The organism is Candidatus Eremiobacteraceae bacterium (assembly GCA_036511855.1).
GTDB lineage: Bacteria > Vulcanimicrobiota > Vulcanimicrobiia > Eremiobacterales > Eremiobacteraceae > JABCYQ01.
Genome location: DATCBN010000081.1, coordinates 24,425 through 43,306, shown reverse-complemented (window position 1 = coordinate 43,306; position 18,882 = coordinate 24,425). Strand labels below are relative to the sequence as shown.

The 18,882-nt window shown below is 61.8% G+C and carries 15 protein-coding genes and 1 pseudogene; 9 read left to right on the top strand and 7 right to left on the bottom strand.

Annotated features, from left to right (window positions below; genetic code table 11):
• Positions 1 to 188 precede the first annotated feature (188 nt).
• Both secA and prfB read left to right on the top strand, forming a co-directional pair.
• Positions 189 to 2,912: a preprotein translocase subunit SecA gene (secA, locus tag VII69_10530; protein HEY5095542.1), complete on the top strand. Its 2,724-nt coding sequence runs from the start codon at positions 189 to 191 to the stop codon at positions 2,910 to 2,912.
• Positions 2,913 to 2,999: 87 nt separating this feature from the next.
• A pseudogene (gene prfB, locus VII69_10525) lies at positions 3,000 to 4,022 on the top strand (peptide chain release factor 2).
• A 128-nt stretch (positions 4,023 to 4,150) separates the two neighbouring features.
• On the opposite strand, the gene VII69_10520 reads toward prfB, so the two are convergent.
• The 3 genes from VII69_10520 to VII69_10510 form a co-directional block, all read right to left on the bottom strand.
• The gene (locus VII69_10520) at positions 4,151 to 4,477 is read right to left on the bottom strand and encodes a hypothetical protein (protein HEY5095541.1); all 327 of its coding nucleotides are present in this window, start codon (positions 4,475 to 4,477) and stop codon (positions 4,151 to 4,153) included.
• A gap of 35 nt (positions 4,478 to 4,512) precedes the next feature.
• Positions 4,513 to 6,378: a hypothetical protein gene (locus tag VII69_10515; protein ID HEY5095540.1), complete on the bottom strand. Its 1,866-nt coding sequence runs from the start codon at positions 6,376 to 6,378 to the stop codon at positions 4,513 to 4,515.
• 83 nt (positions 6,379 to 6,461) lie between these two features.
• Positions 6,462 to 8,114: an NAD-binding protein gene (locus VII69_10510; protein ID HEY5095539.1), complete on the bottom strand. Its 1,653-nt coding sequence runs from the start codon at positions 8,112 to 8,114 to the stop codon at positions 6,462 to 6,464.
• Positions 8,115 to 8,593: 479 nt separating this feature from the next.
• Here VII69_10510 and VII69_10505 point away from each other — a divergent pair, with 479 nt between their 5' ends.
• The 7 genes from VII69_10505 to VII69_10475 all read left to right on the top strand — a co-directional run bounded on the left by VII69_10505 (position 8,594) and on the right by VII69_10475 (position 15,418).
• Positions 8,594 to 9,493, top strand: a complete 900-nt coding sequence (locus tag VII69_10505; protein ID HEY5095538.1) for a glycosyltransferase family 2 protein — start codon at positions 8,594 to 8,596, stop codon at positions 9,491 to 9,493.
• On the top strand, positions 9,490 to 10,191 hold the full coding sequence (locus VII69_10500; GenBank protein HEY5095537.1) for a uracil-DNA glycosylase: 702 nt from the start codon (positions 9,490 to 9,492) through the stop codon (positions 10,189 to 10,191). Before VII69_10505 ends, VII69_10500 begins: the two co-directional genes overlap by 4 nt.
• A 4-nt stretch (positions 10,192 to 10,195) precedes the next feature.
• Positions 10,196 to 11,368, top strand: coding sequence for a 23S rRNA (adenine(2503)-C(2))-methyltransferase RlmN (rlmN, locus tag VII69_10495; protein ID HEY5095536.1), 1,173 nt, complete (start codon positions 10,196 to 10,198; stop codon positions 11,366 to 11,368).
• Between the two features lie 24 nt (positions 11,369 to 11,392).
• Positions 11,393 to 11,878 carry a hypothetical protein gene (locus VII69_10490; protein ID HEY5095535.1) on the top strand — a complete coding sequence of 162 codons (486 nt, stop codon included), beginning with the start codon at positions 11,393 to 11,395 and terminating at the stop codon, positions 11,876 to 11,878.
• 77 nt (positions 11,879 to 11,955) lie between these two features.
• The gene (locus VII69_10485; GenBank protein HEY5095534.1) at positions 11,956 to 12,696 is read left to right on the top strand and encodes an ATP-binding cassette domain-containing protein; all 741 of its coding nucleotides are present in this window, start codon (positions 11,956 to 11,958) and stop codon (positions 12,694 to 12,696) included.
• Complete coding sequence (locus VII69_10480; protein HEY5095533.1) at positions 12,693 to 14,000, top strand: ABC transporter permease; 1,308 nt, start codon at positions 12,693 to 12,695, stop codon at positions 13,998 to 14,000. Before VII69_10485 ends, VII69_10480 begins: the two co-directional genes overlap by 4 nt.
• A 119-nt stretch (positions 14,001 to 14,119) precedes the next feature.
• Entirely contained in the window at positions 14,120 to 15,418 is a 1,299-nt protein-coding gene (locus VII69_10475) for a glycine--tRNA ligase (protein HEY5095532.1), read from the top strand.
• Between the two features lie 78 nt (positions 15,419 to 15,496).
• On the opposite strand, the gene VII69_10470 is transcribed toward VII69_10475, so the two are convergent.
• From VII69_10470 to VII69_10455, 4 genes are all read right to left on the bottom strand, one after another.
• The gene (locus VII69_10470) at positions 15,497 to 15,814 is read right to left on the bottom strand and encodes a hypothetical protein (protein ID HEY5095531.1); all 318 of its coding nucleotides are present in this window, start codon (positions 15,812 to 15,814) and stop codon (positions 15,497 to 15,499) included.
• Between the two features lie 65 nt (positions 15,815 to 15,879).
• Positions 15,880 to 16,239 carry a helix-turn-helix transcriptional regulator gene (locus tag VII69_10465; protein ID HEY5095530.1) on the bottom strand — a complete coding sequence of 120 codons (360 nt, stop codon included), beginning with the start codon at positions 16,237 to 16,239 and terminating at the stop codon, positions 15,880 to 15,882.
• A complete protein-coding gene (locus VII69_10460) occupies positions 16,236 to 18,080 on the bottom strand; it encodes an alpha/beta fold hydrolase (protein HEY5095529.1) in 1,845 nt (614 codons plus the stop codon). The genes VII69_10465 and VII69_10460 overlap by 4 nt, the downstream gene beginning before the upstream one ends.
• Complete coding sequence (locus VII69_10455; protein ID HEY5095528.1) at positions 18,077 to 18,844, bottom strand: 3-oxoacyl-ACP reductase; 768 nt, start codon at positions 18,842 to 18,844, stop codon at positions 18,077 to 18,079. Before VII69_10455 ends, VII69_10460 begins: the two co-directional genes overlap by 4 nt.
• Positions 18,845 to 18,882: the final 38 nt, after the last annotated feature.

Genomic DNA, 18,882 nt, shown 5'->3' with positions numbered 1-18,882 from the left:
GTGTTCGGCGTTCACCGCGGCTGGACGAGCGCCACATCAATCATCACGGACCGACCGGCACCCAAAAGCAGCGGTGGCCGACTGGCTCGCACCGCAAATCGTCCCCGTCGTGCTGACCACGCAGCTCCGGCGCTAGCGCTGCGGCTTCCCATGCCGCATTCGCACCCATTCCGGAGGTCTGCTCACCTGTGTCCGTATTCACCACCATCAAATCGTGGGTCGATGGCAACGACCGCGAAGTCATGCGCCTGCGAAAGAAGTCGCTGCGCATCAACGAGCTCGAGCCCCAGATCGAAAAGCTCAGCGACGAGGATCTCGCGCGCAAGACGGTCGAGTTTCGCGAGCGTCTAAGCCAAGGCGCCACGCTCGACGATCTCCTCATCGAATCGTTCGCGGTCTGCCGCGAGGCGGCACGCCGCACGCTCTCGATGCGTCATTTCGACGTTCAGCTCATCGGCGGCATGGTACTGCACGAAGGAAAAGTCGCCGAGATGCGGACCGGCGAGGGAAAGACGCTCGTCGCGACGCTGCCGATCTATCTGAACGCGCTCTTGAGCAAAGGCGTCCACCTCGTCACCTCCAACGACTATCTAGCCAAACGCGACGCCGAGTGGATGAGCCCGGTGTACAAGTCGCTCGGTCTTTCCGTCGGCATCATCCAACACTTCTTGCCGCCGCAGGAACGGCGCACCGCCTACACGAGCGACATCACCTACGTCACCAACAACGAAGCGGGCTTCGATTATTTGCGCGACAACATGGCGCCGCGCATCGACTATTGCGTGCAAAGAGAGCTTCACTACGCCATCGTCGACGAGGTCGACTCGATCCTCATCGATGAAGCGCGTACGCCGCTGATCATCAGCGGCCCGCCTGAAGCCATCCTCGGTCCAGGGTTCAAAGATGCGACGCACCTCTACGAGCAATTCGCGCGCAACATCATGCCGCAGCTCGTGAAGGACGAGGACTACACGGTCGATGAGAAGATGCACGCGGTGCCCATCACAGAGAAGGGCGTCGCCAAGACAGAGCGGCTGCTAGGCGTGCAAAACTTGTACGATACGACCAACCTCGAGCTCACGCATCAACTGCAGGCAGCCCTCAAAGCCAAAGAGCTGTTCCGAAAAGACGAACAGTACGTGGTGCAAGAAGGCCAGATCATCATCGTGGATGAGTTCACCGGCCGCCTGATGCACGGCCGCCGTTATTCCGACGGCATCCACCAGGCGATCGAAGCGAAGGAAGGCATCAAGGTGAAGAGCGAGGATCAGACGCTCGCCACGATCACCTTCCAGAACTACTTCCGCCTCTACGGAAAGCTCGCGGGCATGACGGGTACCGCCAAGACCGAGGAGCGCGAATTTCGCGAGATCTACGGCCTCGACGTGCTGATGATCCCAACGAATGTCGCGGTCGCGCGCAAAGACAATGACGACGTCGTCTACAAGAACGAAGATCAAAAATTCAAGGCCGTCATCAACGAGATCGTCGAGCGTCATGCCGCCGGTCAGCCGGTGCTCGTGGGAACGCGCTCCATCGAAAAATCCGAACGGCTGGCGGCCATGCTCGGCAAGCGCGGCATCCCGCACAATGTGCTCAACGCGAAATACCACGAGAAGGAAGCCGAGATCATCAAGGACGCCGGCCTGCCCGGCAAGGTCACGATCGCGACGAACATGGCGGGCCGCGGTGTGGACATCAAGCTCGGCGATGGGGTCACAAACGTCGGCGGTCTTCACATCATCGGCACCGAGCGGCACGAATCGCGGCGCATCGACAATCAGCTTCGCGGCCGGTCGGGCCGCCAGGGCGATCCCGGTTCATCACGCTTCTACGTGGGCCTCGACGACGAACTGATGCGCATCTTCGGCGGCGACCGGATCAAGAACATCATGGAGTCGCCGCTGTTCAAGCTCGAAGACGACACGCCCATCGAGGCAGGCATCCTCACGAAGAGCATCGAGAACGCGCAGAAGAAAGTCGAAGCTCATCACTACGAGAGCCGCAAGCACGTCCTCGAATACGACGACGTCATGAACAAGCAGCGCACCGTGATCTATGCCGAACGGCGGCGCGTTCTCGAAGGCTTCGATCTGCGCCCGTCCATCGCCGAGATCGTGGGGCTCAAAGCGCAATTGGCGGTGGATGGCAACTGCGCCGACAACATCCATCCGCACGAATGGGACCGCGCCCGCATCATCACGGAGCTCGACCAGTCCGTGCGCGGGATAGCCAAGCGCGTCACTCCCGAACAACTGCAGCCGCTCGCAAAAGAAGAGATGGTCGAGTTGCTCGCGCGCGAAGGCGATCTCATCTACACCGAAAAGGAAGAGCGGATGGTGAAGAACTATCCGCAGCTAGAAGAACAAGGTTTGCGCGAGGGCCTTCGCGGGCTCGAACGCGGCACGATGCTCCAGATCGTCGACAGGCTTTGGATCGACCATCTCTACACGATGGACAGTCTCAAGCAGGGAATCGGTCTGCGCGGCTGGGGTCAAAAAGATCCGCGCGTCGAGTACGAAAAAGAAGCATTCGAACTGTTCGAAGACCTCAAGGTCGTTATCCAAGACGATTTTCTGCAAGCGATGTACCAGGGCGATGACTTCCACATCGTCGTCCAGCCGCCGCCTCCTCCGACTCCGCTCGAGTCGCTCACGACCGATGCCGGCGAGGAAGCGCTGGCCACCGCCGGCGCTCGTCGCGGCAACGGGGCGCCGTTCGAGCCGGCCGGCGTCGACCGGAGCTTGCCACTGGACGCCGGCGCGGCCCGGCGCTTCGAACAATTGCGCTCGAACCGCGACGATAGCGGCCCGCGGCAGCCGGTGCGCAAAGCCGAGAACGAGCGGGTCGGACGAAACGATCCGTGTCCGTGCGGATCGGGCAAGAAATTCAAGAAGTGCCACGGCGCTTAGGGAGCAGCATGAACGAACAATTGAAGACCGACCTCGCGCGCATCGACGATCGCCTGAAAACCCTTCAGGTGCGGCTTTGACTATGCCGGCAAGCTCCGCGAAATAAACGAACTCGAACTCCAGACCCACGACCCGGCGTTTTGGGATGACGCCCAATCCGCGCAGAAACACATGAAGAAACTGGCCGACATCAAAGCCGATGTCGACCCGCTTGGGGTCCTCGCGTCGAAATCCGCGGAGCTCGCCGAATTTATCGGGTTGAGCGATACGGACGCCGCGTTCGAAGCCGAGGTGACCGCAGAGGTCACCGCGCTGGCAAAGCGGGTCGACGACGCCGAGATGACCGCCGTGCTCGATGGCGAGTACGATTCCCACGACGCGATCCTCAGCATTCATGCGGGCGCCGGCGGCACCGAAGCGTGCGACTGGACGTCGATGCTTCTTCGCATGTACTTGCGGTGGGCGGAGCAGCACGGCTATCGCGCCGAGATCGTGGACAGTCTCGATGGCGACGAAGCCGGATTGAAAAGCGCGACGCTGCTCGTCCAAGGCCGCAATGCCTACGGCTATCTCGAGAGCGAACGCGGCGTCCACCGGCTCGTGCGCATCTCGCCGTTCGATGCTGCAAAACGCCGGCACACGTCGTTCGCCTCGGTGGATCTCACACCCGAGCTTGAAGAAGCGGACAAGGCGCCCGAGATCCGGTCGGACGAAATCGAAATCGAAACATACAAGAGCGGCGGCGCGGGCGGCCAGTATGTCAACAAGACGGAGAGCGCGATCCGCATCACCCACAAGGCTAGCGGCATCATCGTCGCGTGCCAGACTGAGCGCTCGCAGTTGGCCAACCGCAACCGCGCGATGAAGATGCTGGCCGCAAAACTGGCGCAGCGAGAGCGCGAGGAGCGCGCCGCTAAACTTGCAAGCCTCGGCGGACAGAAGAGCGCCATCGAATGGGGCAGTCAGATCAGATCGTACACGCTGCAGCCGTACACGATGGTGAACGACCATCGGACCGAAGTGAAGATCAGCGATGCGGCGGGCGTGCTGGACGGCAAACTGGATCCGTTCATGTGGGCGTATCTGCAGCAACGCCGCCGCGCCTCGTAAAATTTCGCCGGCCCCGCAGAGATCTAATGTGGGGCCGAGGTTTATCCTCGGCCTCGTTGTTTTGTAGGAGGGTGAGCAACGCTCACCCATGGGCAAGCGATGCTTGCCCTCCTACAATAGACGGACGGTCAGGACCGGTGTTGGATTTGTCCGTTGTCGTTGAGCACGAGGATCTTGTCCGCATGCCGCGCACCGAGAAGGTTCTGGTCGTAGTACACCTTCACCAGCATGTTGCGCTTCACTTGGGCCATTTGATATGTCGTCTTGCCGTCGCCGGAGAAGACTTGTTTGAATTTGGGCAGGATCAAGAAGCTCGACGTCTGCGTTCCTTCGCTGTTGATGACCTTGATGTTGTCGGTCGAGACGTGAACGACATAACCCACCCAGATCTTATCGACAGCCGCTGCCGGAAGCGGCGACAGGAGCGCGGTCAGCGCGACGAGTGCCGTAAGCATGATTGCTGCGCGTCGTAGCATATTTGCGTTTCTCCTCAGTGGTGTGACTTTGGTGCCATGATGGCCGCCAAGAGATCGGGCGTGCCCGCGATGTGGACGAGATGCGGATATCGCTCGCCGCCATGATAGTCGATCGCGATGGTCCGGTACTGGTCGTCGCTCACCGTGATCAGCTCGATGGACCGCGGCGAGCTCTTCGCCGCCGCGATGGCCGCGTGCAGCACATCCGGGCTGTACTTTCGGCCGTCGACGGCGACGATGGAAGTGTCCGCTCCCATGCCGGCGTTTGCGGCCGGCGAGCCCTGCAAGACGTCCGCGATATGTCCGTTCTCGTCGGTGTTGAAGCCGAGCGTGTAGTCGAAGTGATGCGTTTGTCCGACCGATTCGTCGAGCGCATCCCACGTGTTCTCCGTGGTTGTCCAAACCAGCTTATACCCGGCAAGGTCGATCCCTAACGAAACCGGGTGAGGCGCGACCTCGTAGACGTATTTCTGGAAGAAGCCCGCCCAGTCGTAGGGCTGCACGGCGTTGAGGGCGTTGACGACATCTTGGCGGTCGTACGTCACCACCATCGGCGGCGTCGTGCGCTGGCCGTCGAACGCTTTGATGAAGTCATCGAGCGATTTCGTTCCGTGCGATCGCGTGCGGATGATCGCGTCGGCGGACAGCCACACGAGCTCGCCCTCAGTGTAGAAGTCGCCTGAGGTCCGGCGCTGCGACGCCCATTCGGCGGGCGCCAAGTATAGATAGGGCGCCGAGATCGTGGTGTCCACGAGCGGGGTCGCCAACCGGCCGGGTTCGTTGTCCAGCTCGGCGTAGAGGTTGGCGAGATACTCGGGATATTCGGACGGGGAGACAAGGCCGCAGCGGAATGACAGCATGTCGCCGAGATACTGGTTCAGACCCTCGTAGACCCAGAGCAGGTCGGTCTTCTCAGGCTGCTGATAATCCGGCACGGTGAGATCTGCGGGCCGGCGGTACTTGCCGTTCCACGAGTGCGAGAACTCATGCGGGAGCAAGTCCGGCGCGTCTTTGAGCGCGTCGGCATTTGTGAGGTAGTCGTCCGAAGCACGGTTGTCGCTCGACTGATGGTGTTCGATTCCTTGAAACGGGATCTTGTCGCTGAGCGTCAACAAGAAATGGTAGTTCGACCAGTGGCGCGCTCCGTACAGTGCGTCGGTTTCGGCCACGAGATTCTTGTAGTCTTGCACGATTTCGGGCGCCACTTCCAGGTCGCGCGCTTGATCGGCGAAGAAATCGAGCTCGTTCGAAAAACCGGCGGATTCCAAGAGCGGGAAGCGGCGGAAGTACCGCCCTGCATCGAGCGGCGAGTCGACGAGCGTTGAGAGACTCACGCGGTCAAAGGCGACGGTGTCGCCATTGCGCTGCCCGCCGGCTAGCGCGGTAGCGTAGTCCCAACCCGCCGGAAGCAGAATGCTGGGTTTCACGCTGACGTCGTCCGAGTGCGATCCGCCTGGGTAGAGCAGCACGCGATTCCAGTTGATGATCAGCAGATTGGGCGTCGCCATGGGATCCTGCGACGTGATCAACTGGTCGAACGAGACGTTGAGCGACGACGCGCCCGTCGGCACGTCGAGATGAAACGCGTATAGGTCGACGAGGTCGCGTTGCCACGGCACTGAGGCTCCGCCGCTTGTGACGCGAAGCGCGGCGACCGAACTGATAGGACCCGTGGGTCCGTGTTCGCCCGGAATCCACTCCGGATAGACGAGCGTGAACGGACCCGGATGCACCGGGACTTCCATGCGGACGTGCAAGATATTATGCGTGGCGTCGCGCGCGTCCAGGACGAGCGTCATCGGAGCGTCGGCTGCGATGACGGGCGAAGCCGCGGCGAACAGCACGGCGGCGACCGTGATCGAAACGATTGTGAAGCGCATGTCGACGCTCGTTCGCGTCGGCAAAGCACGGACTCCTCGCTAGCGGAGTCTTCCCGCGCCAACCGGCGACTCGCTACATAATATCAACGATCGGATAGGGGCGAAGCGCCGGGCGCGGGCTTGCGCAAGACGAGCACGAAGCCGTCGCGCGCGTCGAGCACGATGTCGCCGTCAGCAATCGGTGTTTGGTCCGCGCGCCGCTGAACGAGCGTGCACTGCGCGCCGGCCACGTCGATCGTGCCGCGCGATCCGCGTTCGAGAGCGAGGCCGGCAACGAGGGATGACGCGAGCGTCGCGGACGCATACGACGCGCGAAGATTGAAATGGCGTTCTAGTGATTTCGCCACGGAATGTTCCCGGATGCGCATCACGATGGGAATGCCGGGTGCGACATCCATCGCCGACAGCGCGATCTCCAAGTTGACCGAGTCGCTGTCGGTCAGCGCGAGAACACCTTCCGCGTCGGCCACCCGCGCCATGCTGATGGCCGAATCGCTCGTCGCATTGGCCGTCATCACGTGGACGCCGCGCCAGCGCGCTTCGGCGGCGAGAGCAGGATCCGGATTCTTGTCGATGACGGCCACTCGACGGCCCGCGTGCAACAGGTATGCCACCACGCGCGCGCCGACATTGCCGAATCCGCAAACGACGAAGTGGCCCGCGTCGCGCATCGGATGACGGCCCTCCGCGAAATCCAAAGACCGCTTCGTGATCGCCGCGGTGAGATAGGCGAGGAGCACGCCCGTGGTGGCGAGCGCGCCGATCATCAAGACGATATCCACGATCTTCGCGGCCGGTGAGGCATCGCGCATCGCGATGTCGCCGTAGCCGGTCGTCGTCGCGGTGCTGACGACGAAATAGACGGCGTCGAGGACGCTGAGTCCAGTGACTTGATGGTAGAACGACGTAGAACCGATCATGAGCGCGAGCAAGAAAGTGGCGAGCAGCGCGAGGATAGGATCGATGTGCATATACCGGAGCCCTAGGAGACGATTGCGCCGTCGCCGAGGGTTTCTCGCGGAGCCCTTGTCTGCGGCGGCGTTTTCGTCCCCAGGCTGCGGCGCTGCCGGGATCGACGGAGCCGACGCGAGCGGCGCGAAGATGCTGATGACGGCGTCGCGCCCGGGCATAACGCCGGCGTCGGGAAACCTAGCGCCGTCAACGGCGAGCACGTGCCAGCCGAACTGATGCTCCATGCCTCCTATCGTGCGGTCCGGGCAGCCGAGCTGCTGGGGAGTGCCGCGGCAAAACGCGACCAGGCGCTCCGAGAATCGAGGAAATTCGAGCGCGTGATAAACCGCCGAGTTGAGCGCCGCCGCGGCGTAGGTCGCTGCCGCGAAATTTTCCGGATTCACCGACTCGGTATTCGGCAAAACTTGAGCGATCTTGCGGCCGAGCCGGCGATTGAACTGCCGGATGATGACGCGGATGTTTGGATTGATATCGCGCGCCGAGAGCACTACGCGCACGTTGAGTTGATCGTCGCCCGTGATCGCGAGCAGCGTATCGGCGTCCGTCACGCCGGCGCTTTGCAGGACGTCGGCGCGCCGCGCGTCGCCGGTGACGACGGGAACGGATTCGAACGCGAACGCGGGGGTGGAATTTTCGCTACCGGCCCAAATGGCGACCACGCGCTTGCCGGTCTTGGCGAGCTGTCGGCACACGTCGATTCCGAGCTCATCATGCGCGACGACAACGATTTCAGGCGCAATCACAGAAGCCGAAAGCGCACTCACGCGGGACGAGTTCGGGAGGCGGTACGACCGCCCTTCATATCACACACGAGCGCTCGATGAAGGTTCGACAAGAGACCCGCCCGAAATACTCACGCGTATCAATCCCGCGGCTCGCTAGATACAGACAAATGTGCGAGCACGACGGGGAAAGGGGGGTGGTCGCCGTCAGTACAGACAGTCCACGTTTTCACCAAGACCTTACGGTCGGCGAAGCATTCGCTCTGCACCCTGGTGCTAGAGTGGTCTTCGCGAACTTCCACCTGGGAGGTTGCTCCAACTGCGCGATCTCGGAATTCGAGACCATCGAGCAAGTGAGCGAGGGTTACGGCATACCGTTAAGCATGATCCTCGACGCCCTCAACGCACTGGACGAGACCGCCCCCCTGGCGGTTGAAAAGGCCTCCTAACGGCCGACGATGCGTCGTCGAATCACGAGCGCCAGAAATGGCGCTCGTTCTTTTCTCGCGAACGCCTGACCGATGCCTAAAGTATCCGTCATCGTGGTTTCGTTCAACGCCGCGGACGAGCTCGATGCCTGCCTGCGCTCCCTCGCAGCTCTGCCCGAAGTGATGGCCGATCCCGGCTTTGCGCAAGTCATCGTCTCCGACAACGGGTCCGCCGACGATTCGGTCGCGCGCGCGCGTGCGGCGTATCCGGGGGCCATCGTCGTCGAGAACGGCGCGAATTTCGGTTTCGCCAAAGGATGCAACATCGGCGCCCGTCGCGCGCTTGCGCCCGTGCTTTTCTTCTTCAATCCCGACGCGCGGGCTAAACCCGGTCTGCTCGCCAACGCCGTCGCGTATCTGGACGCCAATCCCGGGGTCGCGATGTGCGGCTGCAAGGTGCTGAACGAAGACGGCACTGCGGCGGAATCGTGCGGCGAATTCGATACCTGGTGGCAGGCATTCTTGCGCAGCTCGGCGCTCGGCGACTTGCCGATGTTCGCCAAACAGGCCAACGGTTACGCGCTGCGCCAATGGGACTATGCTTCCGAGCGCGACGTGGATCTCGTGATCGGAGCCGCGATGTTCATCCGCGCCGACGTCTTCAAAACGCTCGGCGGTTTCGACGAGCGCTATTTCCTCTACCACGAGGAGATCGATTTCGCCCACCGTCTGCGCGACGCGGGACTGCGCCTCGTCTATCTGCCGCAATGCGTCGCCGTGCACGGCGGCGAGAAAGGCGGCTCGAAGAAGACGTGGGGAGCGGCCGGCGTCCTCGGTTGGCGTCAGCGCAGCCGGCGCCTCTACTGGATCAAACGCCACGGCTATCGGTGGTACTACTCGCTAAGTGCGGCGCTCGTCGGCCGCTACGTCGTCGCGCTCGCGCTGATCGCCGGCGTGATACTCTTGGTCCGACGCGCCGTGGTCACTCCGTGAGCGGGGACCGCGCCGAAGCGCTTGCCGGACTGCACGCAGAAGTCGACGCATGCCGGCGATGCGCGATCGGCTCGACCCGCACGAAAGTGGTCTGCGGCGTCGGCGACCCGCAAGCACGCCTGGTCGTCATCGGCGAGGGACCCGGCGAAAACGAGGATCGAGTCGGCGCGCCGTTCGTCGGCCGCGCCGGGGAGCTGCTCACAAAGATGCTGGCGGCGATCGATCTTCGCCGCGAAGACGTGTTCATCACCAACACGATAAAATGCAGAGCTACGCTCGTCGAACAAGGGCGCGTCAAAAACCGCGCGCCGATGCAGGAAGAGCTGGCGAACTGCAGGCCGTACCTCGATAGGGAGCTCGCGATCGTGCAGGGGAAGATCATTCTCGCCCTCGGCGCGCCGGCGGCAAAGACGTTTCTGGGACCCGCGTTTTTGATCACCCGTCAACGCGGCATTTGGTATACCGGACCGGCCGGAATCGACCTCATGGTGACCTTTCATCCGGCATACATTCTGCGTCTTACCGGCGGCGAGATGAACGCGGTGAAGAAACTGGTCTATGCCGATCTGCTCGCCGTCCGCGAACGTCTTGACGCCATGTCCTCAGCCGCCGCTTCTACTGGGCCGGAAAATGCCGGCACGTCGCCGAACGATCAACAAAGCGCGACCGCCGCGCAGCTCACGTTCGGAGATCTTTGAACGCTTGACACAACCAGCCGTCGCACTTACGAGACCGGTCAAACAACCTGCACGTCCACCGCGTGCCCGCCATGCGAAACCAGCGGCCGGGCAACGCGATGCCGGCGCTATCTGGTGGTCGTCGCGCGCCTCAGAAGCGGGTTTTGATTCGGCGCAGGCGTTGACGGAAGCGCTCGCGCTGCCCCGCTACCGCCTTGCGCAGATCTATCGCGCCGCGGCGAAAGAACTGCGCGGAAGCTTCGCTGAACTGACCGTCCTCCCGGCCGCGATGCGAATCGCGCTTGCGGAGAAGATGAAGCTCGCGAGCATCGAGCTCGCGCACGAGGCGACGTCCGGCGACGGCCAGACCACGAAATTCTTGTTCGCGCTGGCAGACGGCAAAGAGATCGAGGCCGTGCTGATGCGCCATAAAGGCGGCCGGACCACGGCGTGCATCTCTTCGCAAGCGGGCTGCGCGCTCAAATGCGATTTCTGCGCCACCGGGCAGGGTGGCTTTTTCCGCCACATGACGTCTTTAGAGATCTTCGACCAGGCGGTGTTCGTGGCGCGGCGCGCCCGCGATGAGAACAAGGCGCTCACCAACCTCGTGTTCATGGGCATGGGTGAGCCGTTCCTCAATTACGACGCGGTCATGGACGCAGTCGCCTTGCTCAATGACGGCGACGGCTTCAACCTGGGCGCGCGGCACATCACCATTTCAACCGCCGGGGTCGTGCCCGGCATCGAACGCTTCAAGGGCGAAGGCGTCCAGGTCAATCTCGCCATCTCTTTGCATGCGCCCGACGATGCGCTGCGCACGAAGATCATGCCGATAAACAAGAAGTGGCCGATCGCCGTCTTGATGAAAGCGGTACGCGAGTACATCGGAGCCACGAATCGCAAGGTATTCTACGAATACCTCATGCTCGCCGGCGTCAACGACCGGCCAGACGATGCCAAACAATTGGCGGACCTTCTCGGCGGTCCGCTGCATCATGTCAACCTCATTCCGTACAATGCCACCGACGCACCGTTCGGGTGTTCGACGCCGGCCGTCATGCGACGCTTTCAAGAGATGTTGCGCGAGCGCGGTGTGCCCTCCACGATCCGTCACACGATGGGTTCGGACATCGCCGCCGCCTGCGGCCAACTAAGAGTCGACGTTAAACGGGCGCCTAAGTCCGCGGCCGTTCGATGAGACCGTGGTAGGCGGATTATCAACATGCAAGAAAACGAACACATCAGAGCTTACGTCGCGACACATCTCTTTCTTGAATCGATTTACAACCAAACGCGATACGAAGACCTGATGGTACTGGTTAGCGGCATGTCCCTCAGCTCGGACGGCCAGCGCAGCATCGATCCGGCGATGCTTGACGACTGGACCGAAGTCGTCGGGTCACGAAAATTATCCACACGAATTGAAGCGTTTGCGGCTGCGCGCGACTATTTGGTGAATTGGTACGAAATCGGGCCACAGGACGAAATAAAGGCGGTAATCGACTCGATGGAAACGGGAGACGATGGGCGGCCCGTCCTTTCGGGTACGGCCGAGATATGGGACCGATGCTGGGCCTCAGTTTGCGAAGATTTCAGCGCCGGCGAACCATTCAAAACTGTATTCAGCTACGCTACGAGCGTTAATGGGAAGCCGGGTCGTATGGAGCGGCGGGCTTCCGACGGCTTCCTGGAATTTGTCGAGGACTAAAGTGACGGTGACTCGGACTAGTTTGGGAGCCTGCGGCCAATTGCGCGTCGATCGCGCGCAAACCTAGAAAGGGACACATGCTTGAAGTCGACCGGATCTCCAAGTCATTCGGCGCGGTCACGGCCGTCAGCGACCTATCGTTTTTGGTCAAGCGGGGCACCATATTCGGCCTGCTGGGGCCGAACGGCGCGGGCAAGACCACCACGATCAGGATGGTCCTCGACATCTTGACGCCCGACAGCGGCGAAGTGCGCTGGGACGGAAAGCGCGTGGACGGCGATTCGCGCCGCACGTTCGGATATTTGCCCGAAGAGCGCGGCCTCTATCCGAAGATGAAGGTGATCGATCAGCTCATGTTCTTGGCGCGCCTACACGGCGTCGCCGATGTGAACGCTAAGAAGCGCATCGACGAATTGGCCACCGCGCTTCACCTGACCGACAAGCTCCAGTCGGTGCCGACGGAGCTTTCCAAGGGCAACCAGCAGAAAGTGCAGTTCATCGCCGCAGTGGTGCACGAACCGCCCCTGCTCGTGCTCGACGAGCCGTTCGCCGGCTTCGACCCCATCAACGTCCAAGTGGTGAAGGCTTCGATCCGCGATCTCGTCGCACGCGGCACGACGGTGATGCTCTCGAGCCACCGCATGGAACAGGTCGAGGAATTGTGCGAGGACATCTGCATCATCGACCGCTCACGCGCAGTGCTTGCCGGCAATCTGCGTGAGATCAAACGCGGCTATCCGGAGAAGACGATCACGGTGAGCACGTCCTTGAACGACATCTACATCGCCGCTGTGAAGCCCGAAGAGGCAAGCGCATGAGCGTCACGTGGATCCTCATCCGGCGTGAGTTCATCGAGCGGGTCCGGCAGAAGTCGTTTCTCTGGGCCACCGCGCTCGGCGCGGTCGGCATCATCCTTCTCGCGCTGCTCCCGCAAGTGCTCAGCTCGTTCTCGCATTCCAATGCCACACGACTGTTGATCGTCGCGCCGGATGCCACGTCAGCCGCGGACACGCTCCTGTCGCTAAAATCGACGGGTGATGCTCTTACGGTCGCCTCGATGCACGCGAACGGACCCGATTTGCCACCACCGGTGCGGTCTCAGATGGGCAAGGACGTCTACGACGCCGCTCTCGTCGAATATCGCGACGAGCATCATCATCTCGCGTACGCGTACTATCCGAAGACATCGTCCGCGCTGTCGGATTCGGGCACGATTCACGACGCGGTGCAACGAGCCGCGTTGCTCGGCGATGCAGGTCCGCAACGCCCCGCGATCGAGAGATCGCTCAAGTTCAAATTTGAAGTGCACAGTCTGAACACGCGCTATAAGAACGAGGCGGACGAATTCTTCTCGATCGGCATCGTCTATTTCTTGCTCGTCATCTTGTATATCGCCGTCATCGTCTACGGCATGCAGGTGGCCACCGGCGTGATCGAAGAGAAAGCCAACCGCATCATGGAGATCATGATCGGCGCGGTGCGGCCGTCGCAACTGCTCGCCGGTAAGATATTCGGTATTAGCGCGGTTGCGTTGCTGCAGCTTACCATCAACGCGGTTGCTGCCGCGGTCGCGGCCGTCATCGCGGGGGTGCTCTACGGGGCAGGCGCCGCCGCGCAAAACGCGACTACTGCCGCGGCGTCATCACCGCAAGCGCAGGCCGCGATGAACCGCATTCTCTCGGAGGGCCTGCCGAGCGTGCCGTGGGCGACGCTCGGCTTTCTGATCGTGTTCTTCTTCCTCGGCTTCTTCACGTACGCGGCCATCTTCGCCGGCATCGGTTCTCTGCTTTCGAAGCCGGAAGAAGTGCAGCAATACAGCACGGTCTTCATGTCACCGCTCATCGCGGCCTACATCCTCGCGATCTTCGCGCTGCAGCAGCCGGACATCCCCCTCGTCAAGTGGGGTTCGATGATTCCACTAGTCAGCCCGATGTTGATGTTCACACGCATATCGACGTCCAGCGTGCCGTGGTGGCAGATCGTGATTTCGATCGGCGCTTCGATCATCACGATATGGGGCCTCACGATTTTCGCCGGCAAGCTGTATCGCGTCGGTGTACTGATGTACGGAAAGCCGCCGTCGGTCAAGGAGATCTGGCGGGCGCTGCGCGCCCCGACGTAATTCGCGGCGGCGCGGCGTGCGAGGGCATCGTTGCCCAGACCGTCGAAGGATGGGCAGAGCAGACCCGCCGACTGAGTGGAGGATCTTTGGCCCCTACCGCTTTGCGTCCGAAGCCCACCATGGAAGAGATCACGGCGCTGTGCAAGCGCCGCGGCTTTATCTTCCAGTCGAGCGAGCTGTACGGCGGCGTGAACGGCGCGTGGGACTACGGGCCGGTCGGCGTCGAGCTCAAACGCAACGTGCGCGAAGCATGGTGGCGCGACATCGTCGAACTGCGCGACGACGTCGTCGGGCTGGACAGCGCCATTCTCATGGCTCCGGCTGTATGGCGCGCATCCGGGCACGTCGAAAATTTTCACGACCAGATGGTCGACTGCAAGACGTGCAAGAAGCGCTGGCGCGCCGACCATCTCACGAGCGATCAGTGTCCTGCGTGCGGCAACAAGACGCTCACCGAACCGCGTGCGTTCAACATGATGTTCAAGACGTCCATCGGCGCTATGGAAGACGCGTCGTCCGAAGCGTATCTGCGCCCCGAAACCGCGCAAGGCATCTTCGTCGACTTCAAGCTGGCCTACCAGACCGCGCGGAAAAAGCCGCCGTTCGGCATCGCGCAGATCGGCAAAGCTTTCCGCAACGAGATCACACCGGGCAACTTCATCTTTCGCTCGCGCGAATTCGAGCAGATGGAGCTCGAGTATTTCGTGCCGACCGAACCGGAAGCCGAGACCATGCGCTGGTACGACTATTGGGTGAACGAGCGCTTCGACTGGTGGATGCGGCTGGGCGTGCAGCACGAACGCCTGCGCAAGACCGCTTATGCCGGCAAGGATCTCGCCCATTACAGCAAGGCCACCACCGACCTCGAATACGATTTTCCGTTCGGTTGGGGCGAGCTTGAAGGGATCGCGCACCGCGGTACGTTCGACCTCACGCAACACGTCGCGGCGAGCGGCAAAGACCTCGCGTTCTTCGACGAAGAGTCGAAGGAGAAATATCTGCCGACCGTCATTGAGCCGTCGCTCGGCGTCGATCGCGCGCTGCTCGTCTTCTTGCTCGACGCGTTCGAGCGCGAAGCCGATCGCACGGTGCTTCACTTGCACCCGCGTCTCGCGCCCTACAAAGCGGCGGTCTTTCCACTCGTCCGCAACAAACCGGACATCGTCGAGCTGGCGCGCACCATCGAAAAATCGCTGCGGCCGTCGATGCGGACGACCTTTGATGATTCCGGCAACGTAGGGAAGCGGTACTATCGCCAAGACGAGATCGGGACGCCGCTATGCGTCACCGTGGACTACGATTCGCTCGAACAGCACGACGTCACGGTGCGAGACCGCGACACCAAAGCGCAGGTGCGCGTGGCGGTCGACAGCCTGGGATCATACCTTCGCGACAGACTCGCCGATTGGAGCCGTTAGCGCTAAGACCTCGGGCTTGGATACCAAAAACAAAGCCGGCCCAAAGGGCCGGCTTTGCGATGTAGACGGGTTGGTTAGTTACTTCGTGCCCTTGTCGAACTTGTGCGCGAGCTCGATCTTCTCGGCCTTGGCGAAGTTCACCATCTGCTCGGCGACCTTGAGGGCGAAGCCCTTTTGGAGTTCGAGGATCTGGGTGGTGAACCCAAAGGCGTTCTCGATGACTTGCGTGGGGTTCGGCATCGACTCGATCATGGTCGCGGGCGACTTGCCGGACACGATGCCGGTGGCGTTCTCGCGCATGGTCTCGAAACCGGCAAGGCTGTTCTCTTGGATCTGCTTGACGGCGGTGATGACGTCGCTTTGGACCTTGGCGACGATTTCGTTATAATTTTTCATGGCTTGGTGCTCCTTCGATACACTATTAGTGTTGCGCTAAGTATACCAAGCACGCGCTATGTTTGTCAAGTATGTTGGGTGAATCCCCGGTAAATACGGAGCAACGTCTCCTTTTGGTCCTTCGTCAAGCGCGAATCGCCGTGGATGGCTTGCTCGACTCGTCCCGCATCGTGGCCCTTGGTGCCTGGCTCGTCGTCGAGCAGGCCGGCCTGGTTGTACATGGTCTCAGCCGAGATCTGAAGTGCGCTTGCAATGCTTTTGAGGACTTCCGCGGACGGCTTGTATAAGCCACGCTCGACCTGGCTCAAGTATGGGTTCGATACCTTGGTCAGCCCGGCGAGCTGACGCAACGAAAGATGGGCAAGCTCCCGCTGCGCGCGGATGAACTCGCCAAGGTCGTTCCAGGGCAGTTTCTTGTCGGTCATCGTTTCTTACGAGGTGCGGTTTTTTTCGCCGGAACGCGGTCCGCTATTTTCGCCGGGCTGCGTTTGCCGTTCCCAGCAACAGGTTTTGCTGCTGCGCGATGCTCGCCATCGCCGCGGCCGGTCAGCGGTCCGAGCTGATCGCGAACGTACAGGCCCGGAGCCGGATCGCCTTGCGGCAATGTGGGCGGTGCGATCAGCTTGCCCGAGCGCGCCTGCGCCCACGCGACCCAATTCTCCCACCAGCTGCCCGTCGCGCGCGTCGCGTTCGCACGCCACGCGTCCGCGTCGACGTCCTTCCGCACCACGCCGGACGTCCAATAGCTGGACTTCGGATTGCCCGGTGGATTGACGATGCCCGCGACATGCCCGCTCGAAGTGAGCACGAAGGTGGCCTCGCCGCCCGTCAACTGCGCGGTGCGATATGTGGAGCGCCACGGCGCGATATGATCGGTTTCGGCGCCCAAGACGAACATCGGCGTCTTGATCGTGCCGAGGTCGATGGGCGTATCGAGAATGGAGAACGCGTTTGGCGTCACGATCAGATTGTGCAGATAGCACGACCGCAAATATTGCGAATGCATGGCGGCGGGCATCCGCGTGCTGTCGCCGTTCCAAGCCAGGATGTCGAATGCGGGCGGCTTCTTGCCCATGTACCAGTTGCTGACGACGTAGTTCCAGACGAGATCGTTGGCGCGCATCCAATCGAACGTGCCCGCCATCGCGCCGGCTTCGAGATAGCCGTGCTCGTTCATGCGCTTCTCCAAGCGCGCGATCGAGGACTCGTCGGTGAAGACGCCCAGATCGCCGGGCTCGGAAAAATCGATGAGCGAGTTTGTGAGCGTCGTCCATCCGACGCGCTTGCTCTGCCCCGTGGCGGCGAAATAGGCGAGCGCGAGCACAGCCAGCGTGCCGCCCAGACAGAGCGCCGCGATATTCACGCGCGGCGAGCCCGTTATCTCTTGGATCCGGTCGATCGCGCTCAGGATGCCGAGCCGCAGGTAATCGTCCATCGTGTATTTCGCCATGGACGCATCCGGATTTCGATAGGAGATGCAGAAGACGGTGAATCCGTGGGTCACCGCCCATTCGATGTACGAACGGCCTGGCGCAAGATCCATGATGTAGTATTTGTTGATCCACGGCGGACTGCACAAGATCGGTTCGCTGTATACCTTCGGTGTTTGCGGCTCGTACGCGATCAATTCCATGAGTTCGTTCCGCAATACCACGCGTCCGGGCGTGCAGCCGATATTGCGGCCAAGCACGAACGCGCCCGCGTCGACCTGTCGCGGACGTCCTTCGTTGGAACGCACGTCTTCCAGAAAGTTCTCCATGCCGCGCACGAGGCTTTCGCCGCCGCTGTTCATGGCTTCCCGGACGACGGTCGGGTTCAGCCAGGGTACGTTGCTGGGCGCCATCGCATCGACGACCATGCGCGCCGCGAACCGGGCTTTGCGGCGCGTGGCTTCGGGCAGCCGCGAAAGATCGACGAGCTGAACGAGTGCGCGCGATCGTACGAGGTAGCTCTCGAGCATCGAGCTCAACATTGGATTGGAACGCCACGCATCGTCGGCAAAACGGCGGTCGCCGGATTCCGGGGAAGCTGCCGGCTGAGCGCTTTCGCCTGCGAAACGGCGCAGCGCGTTCATGGCCGCGGTCTGCTCGGACATGGCGAGCGTGCCCATCCAAAGCGTGAGGCGAGCCGGATCGGTCATGACATCGTTGACGGCCGCCCGCAGAGCGTCGCCGAGCGAAGCGGGATCGACCCCGGTCACGTCGAGGCCGTACGCGAATTCTTCAAGCGGCGGCATCGCGCCGAACATCGCAGCCGGGTCCGTCACATGTACCATCCTCCGTTGATGCTGACCACGGCGCCGGTGATGAATCCCGAGCGCTCGTCGACTAAGAAGCGTACAAGGTGTGCGACTTCGTCGGGCTCGGCGAGTCGCCCCACCGGCGTGCGGCTGACCGCGACCGCAATGGCCGATGCCGGCATCGCCGCGACCATATCCGTTGCGACGAAGCCCGGAGCGACGGCGTTCGCCGTGACGTTTTTCGAAGCGCCTTCCAGCGCGGCCGTTTTCGTCAATCCGAGCAGCCCGGCTTTTGACGATGCATAGTTGGCCTGGCCGAAATTGCCCGCCAAGCCGACGACCGAACTCATGTTGACGATGCGGCCGAATCCACGATCGAGCATCTGCGCGAACACCGATTTTATCATGAAGAACGGACCCGTGAGATTGACGCGCAGCACCGCATGCCATTCTTCGACGCTCATCTTGCGGATCGTCTTATCTTGTGTGATGCCGGCGTTGTTGACGAGGATGTCGACGTGACCGTGCTGTGCGATGACTTCAGCGACCACGCGCTCGCAGTCCGCGAACTCGCCGACGTCGCCCTGATGAAATGAAAATCGATTTGCCGATTCGGGAGGCAAAGATGCGCGAAGGAGTTCGGCGCGGTCGTGATCGGAGGCCAACCCGGTGACGGCAACCGCGGCGCCGTCGGCGAGAAGTCTACGGGCGACCGCAGCGCCGATGCCGCGCGCTCCGCCGGTGACGATAGCGACGCGAGCAGCGAGCGCCAATTGTTTTGTGTCGGTCATGCGCTAAGTGTACCTAGCACCCGCTTAGCGCGTCAAGA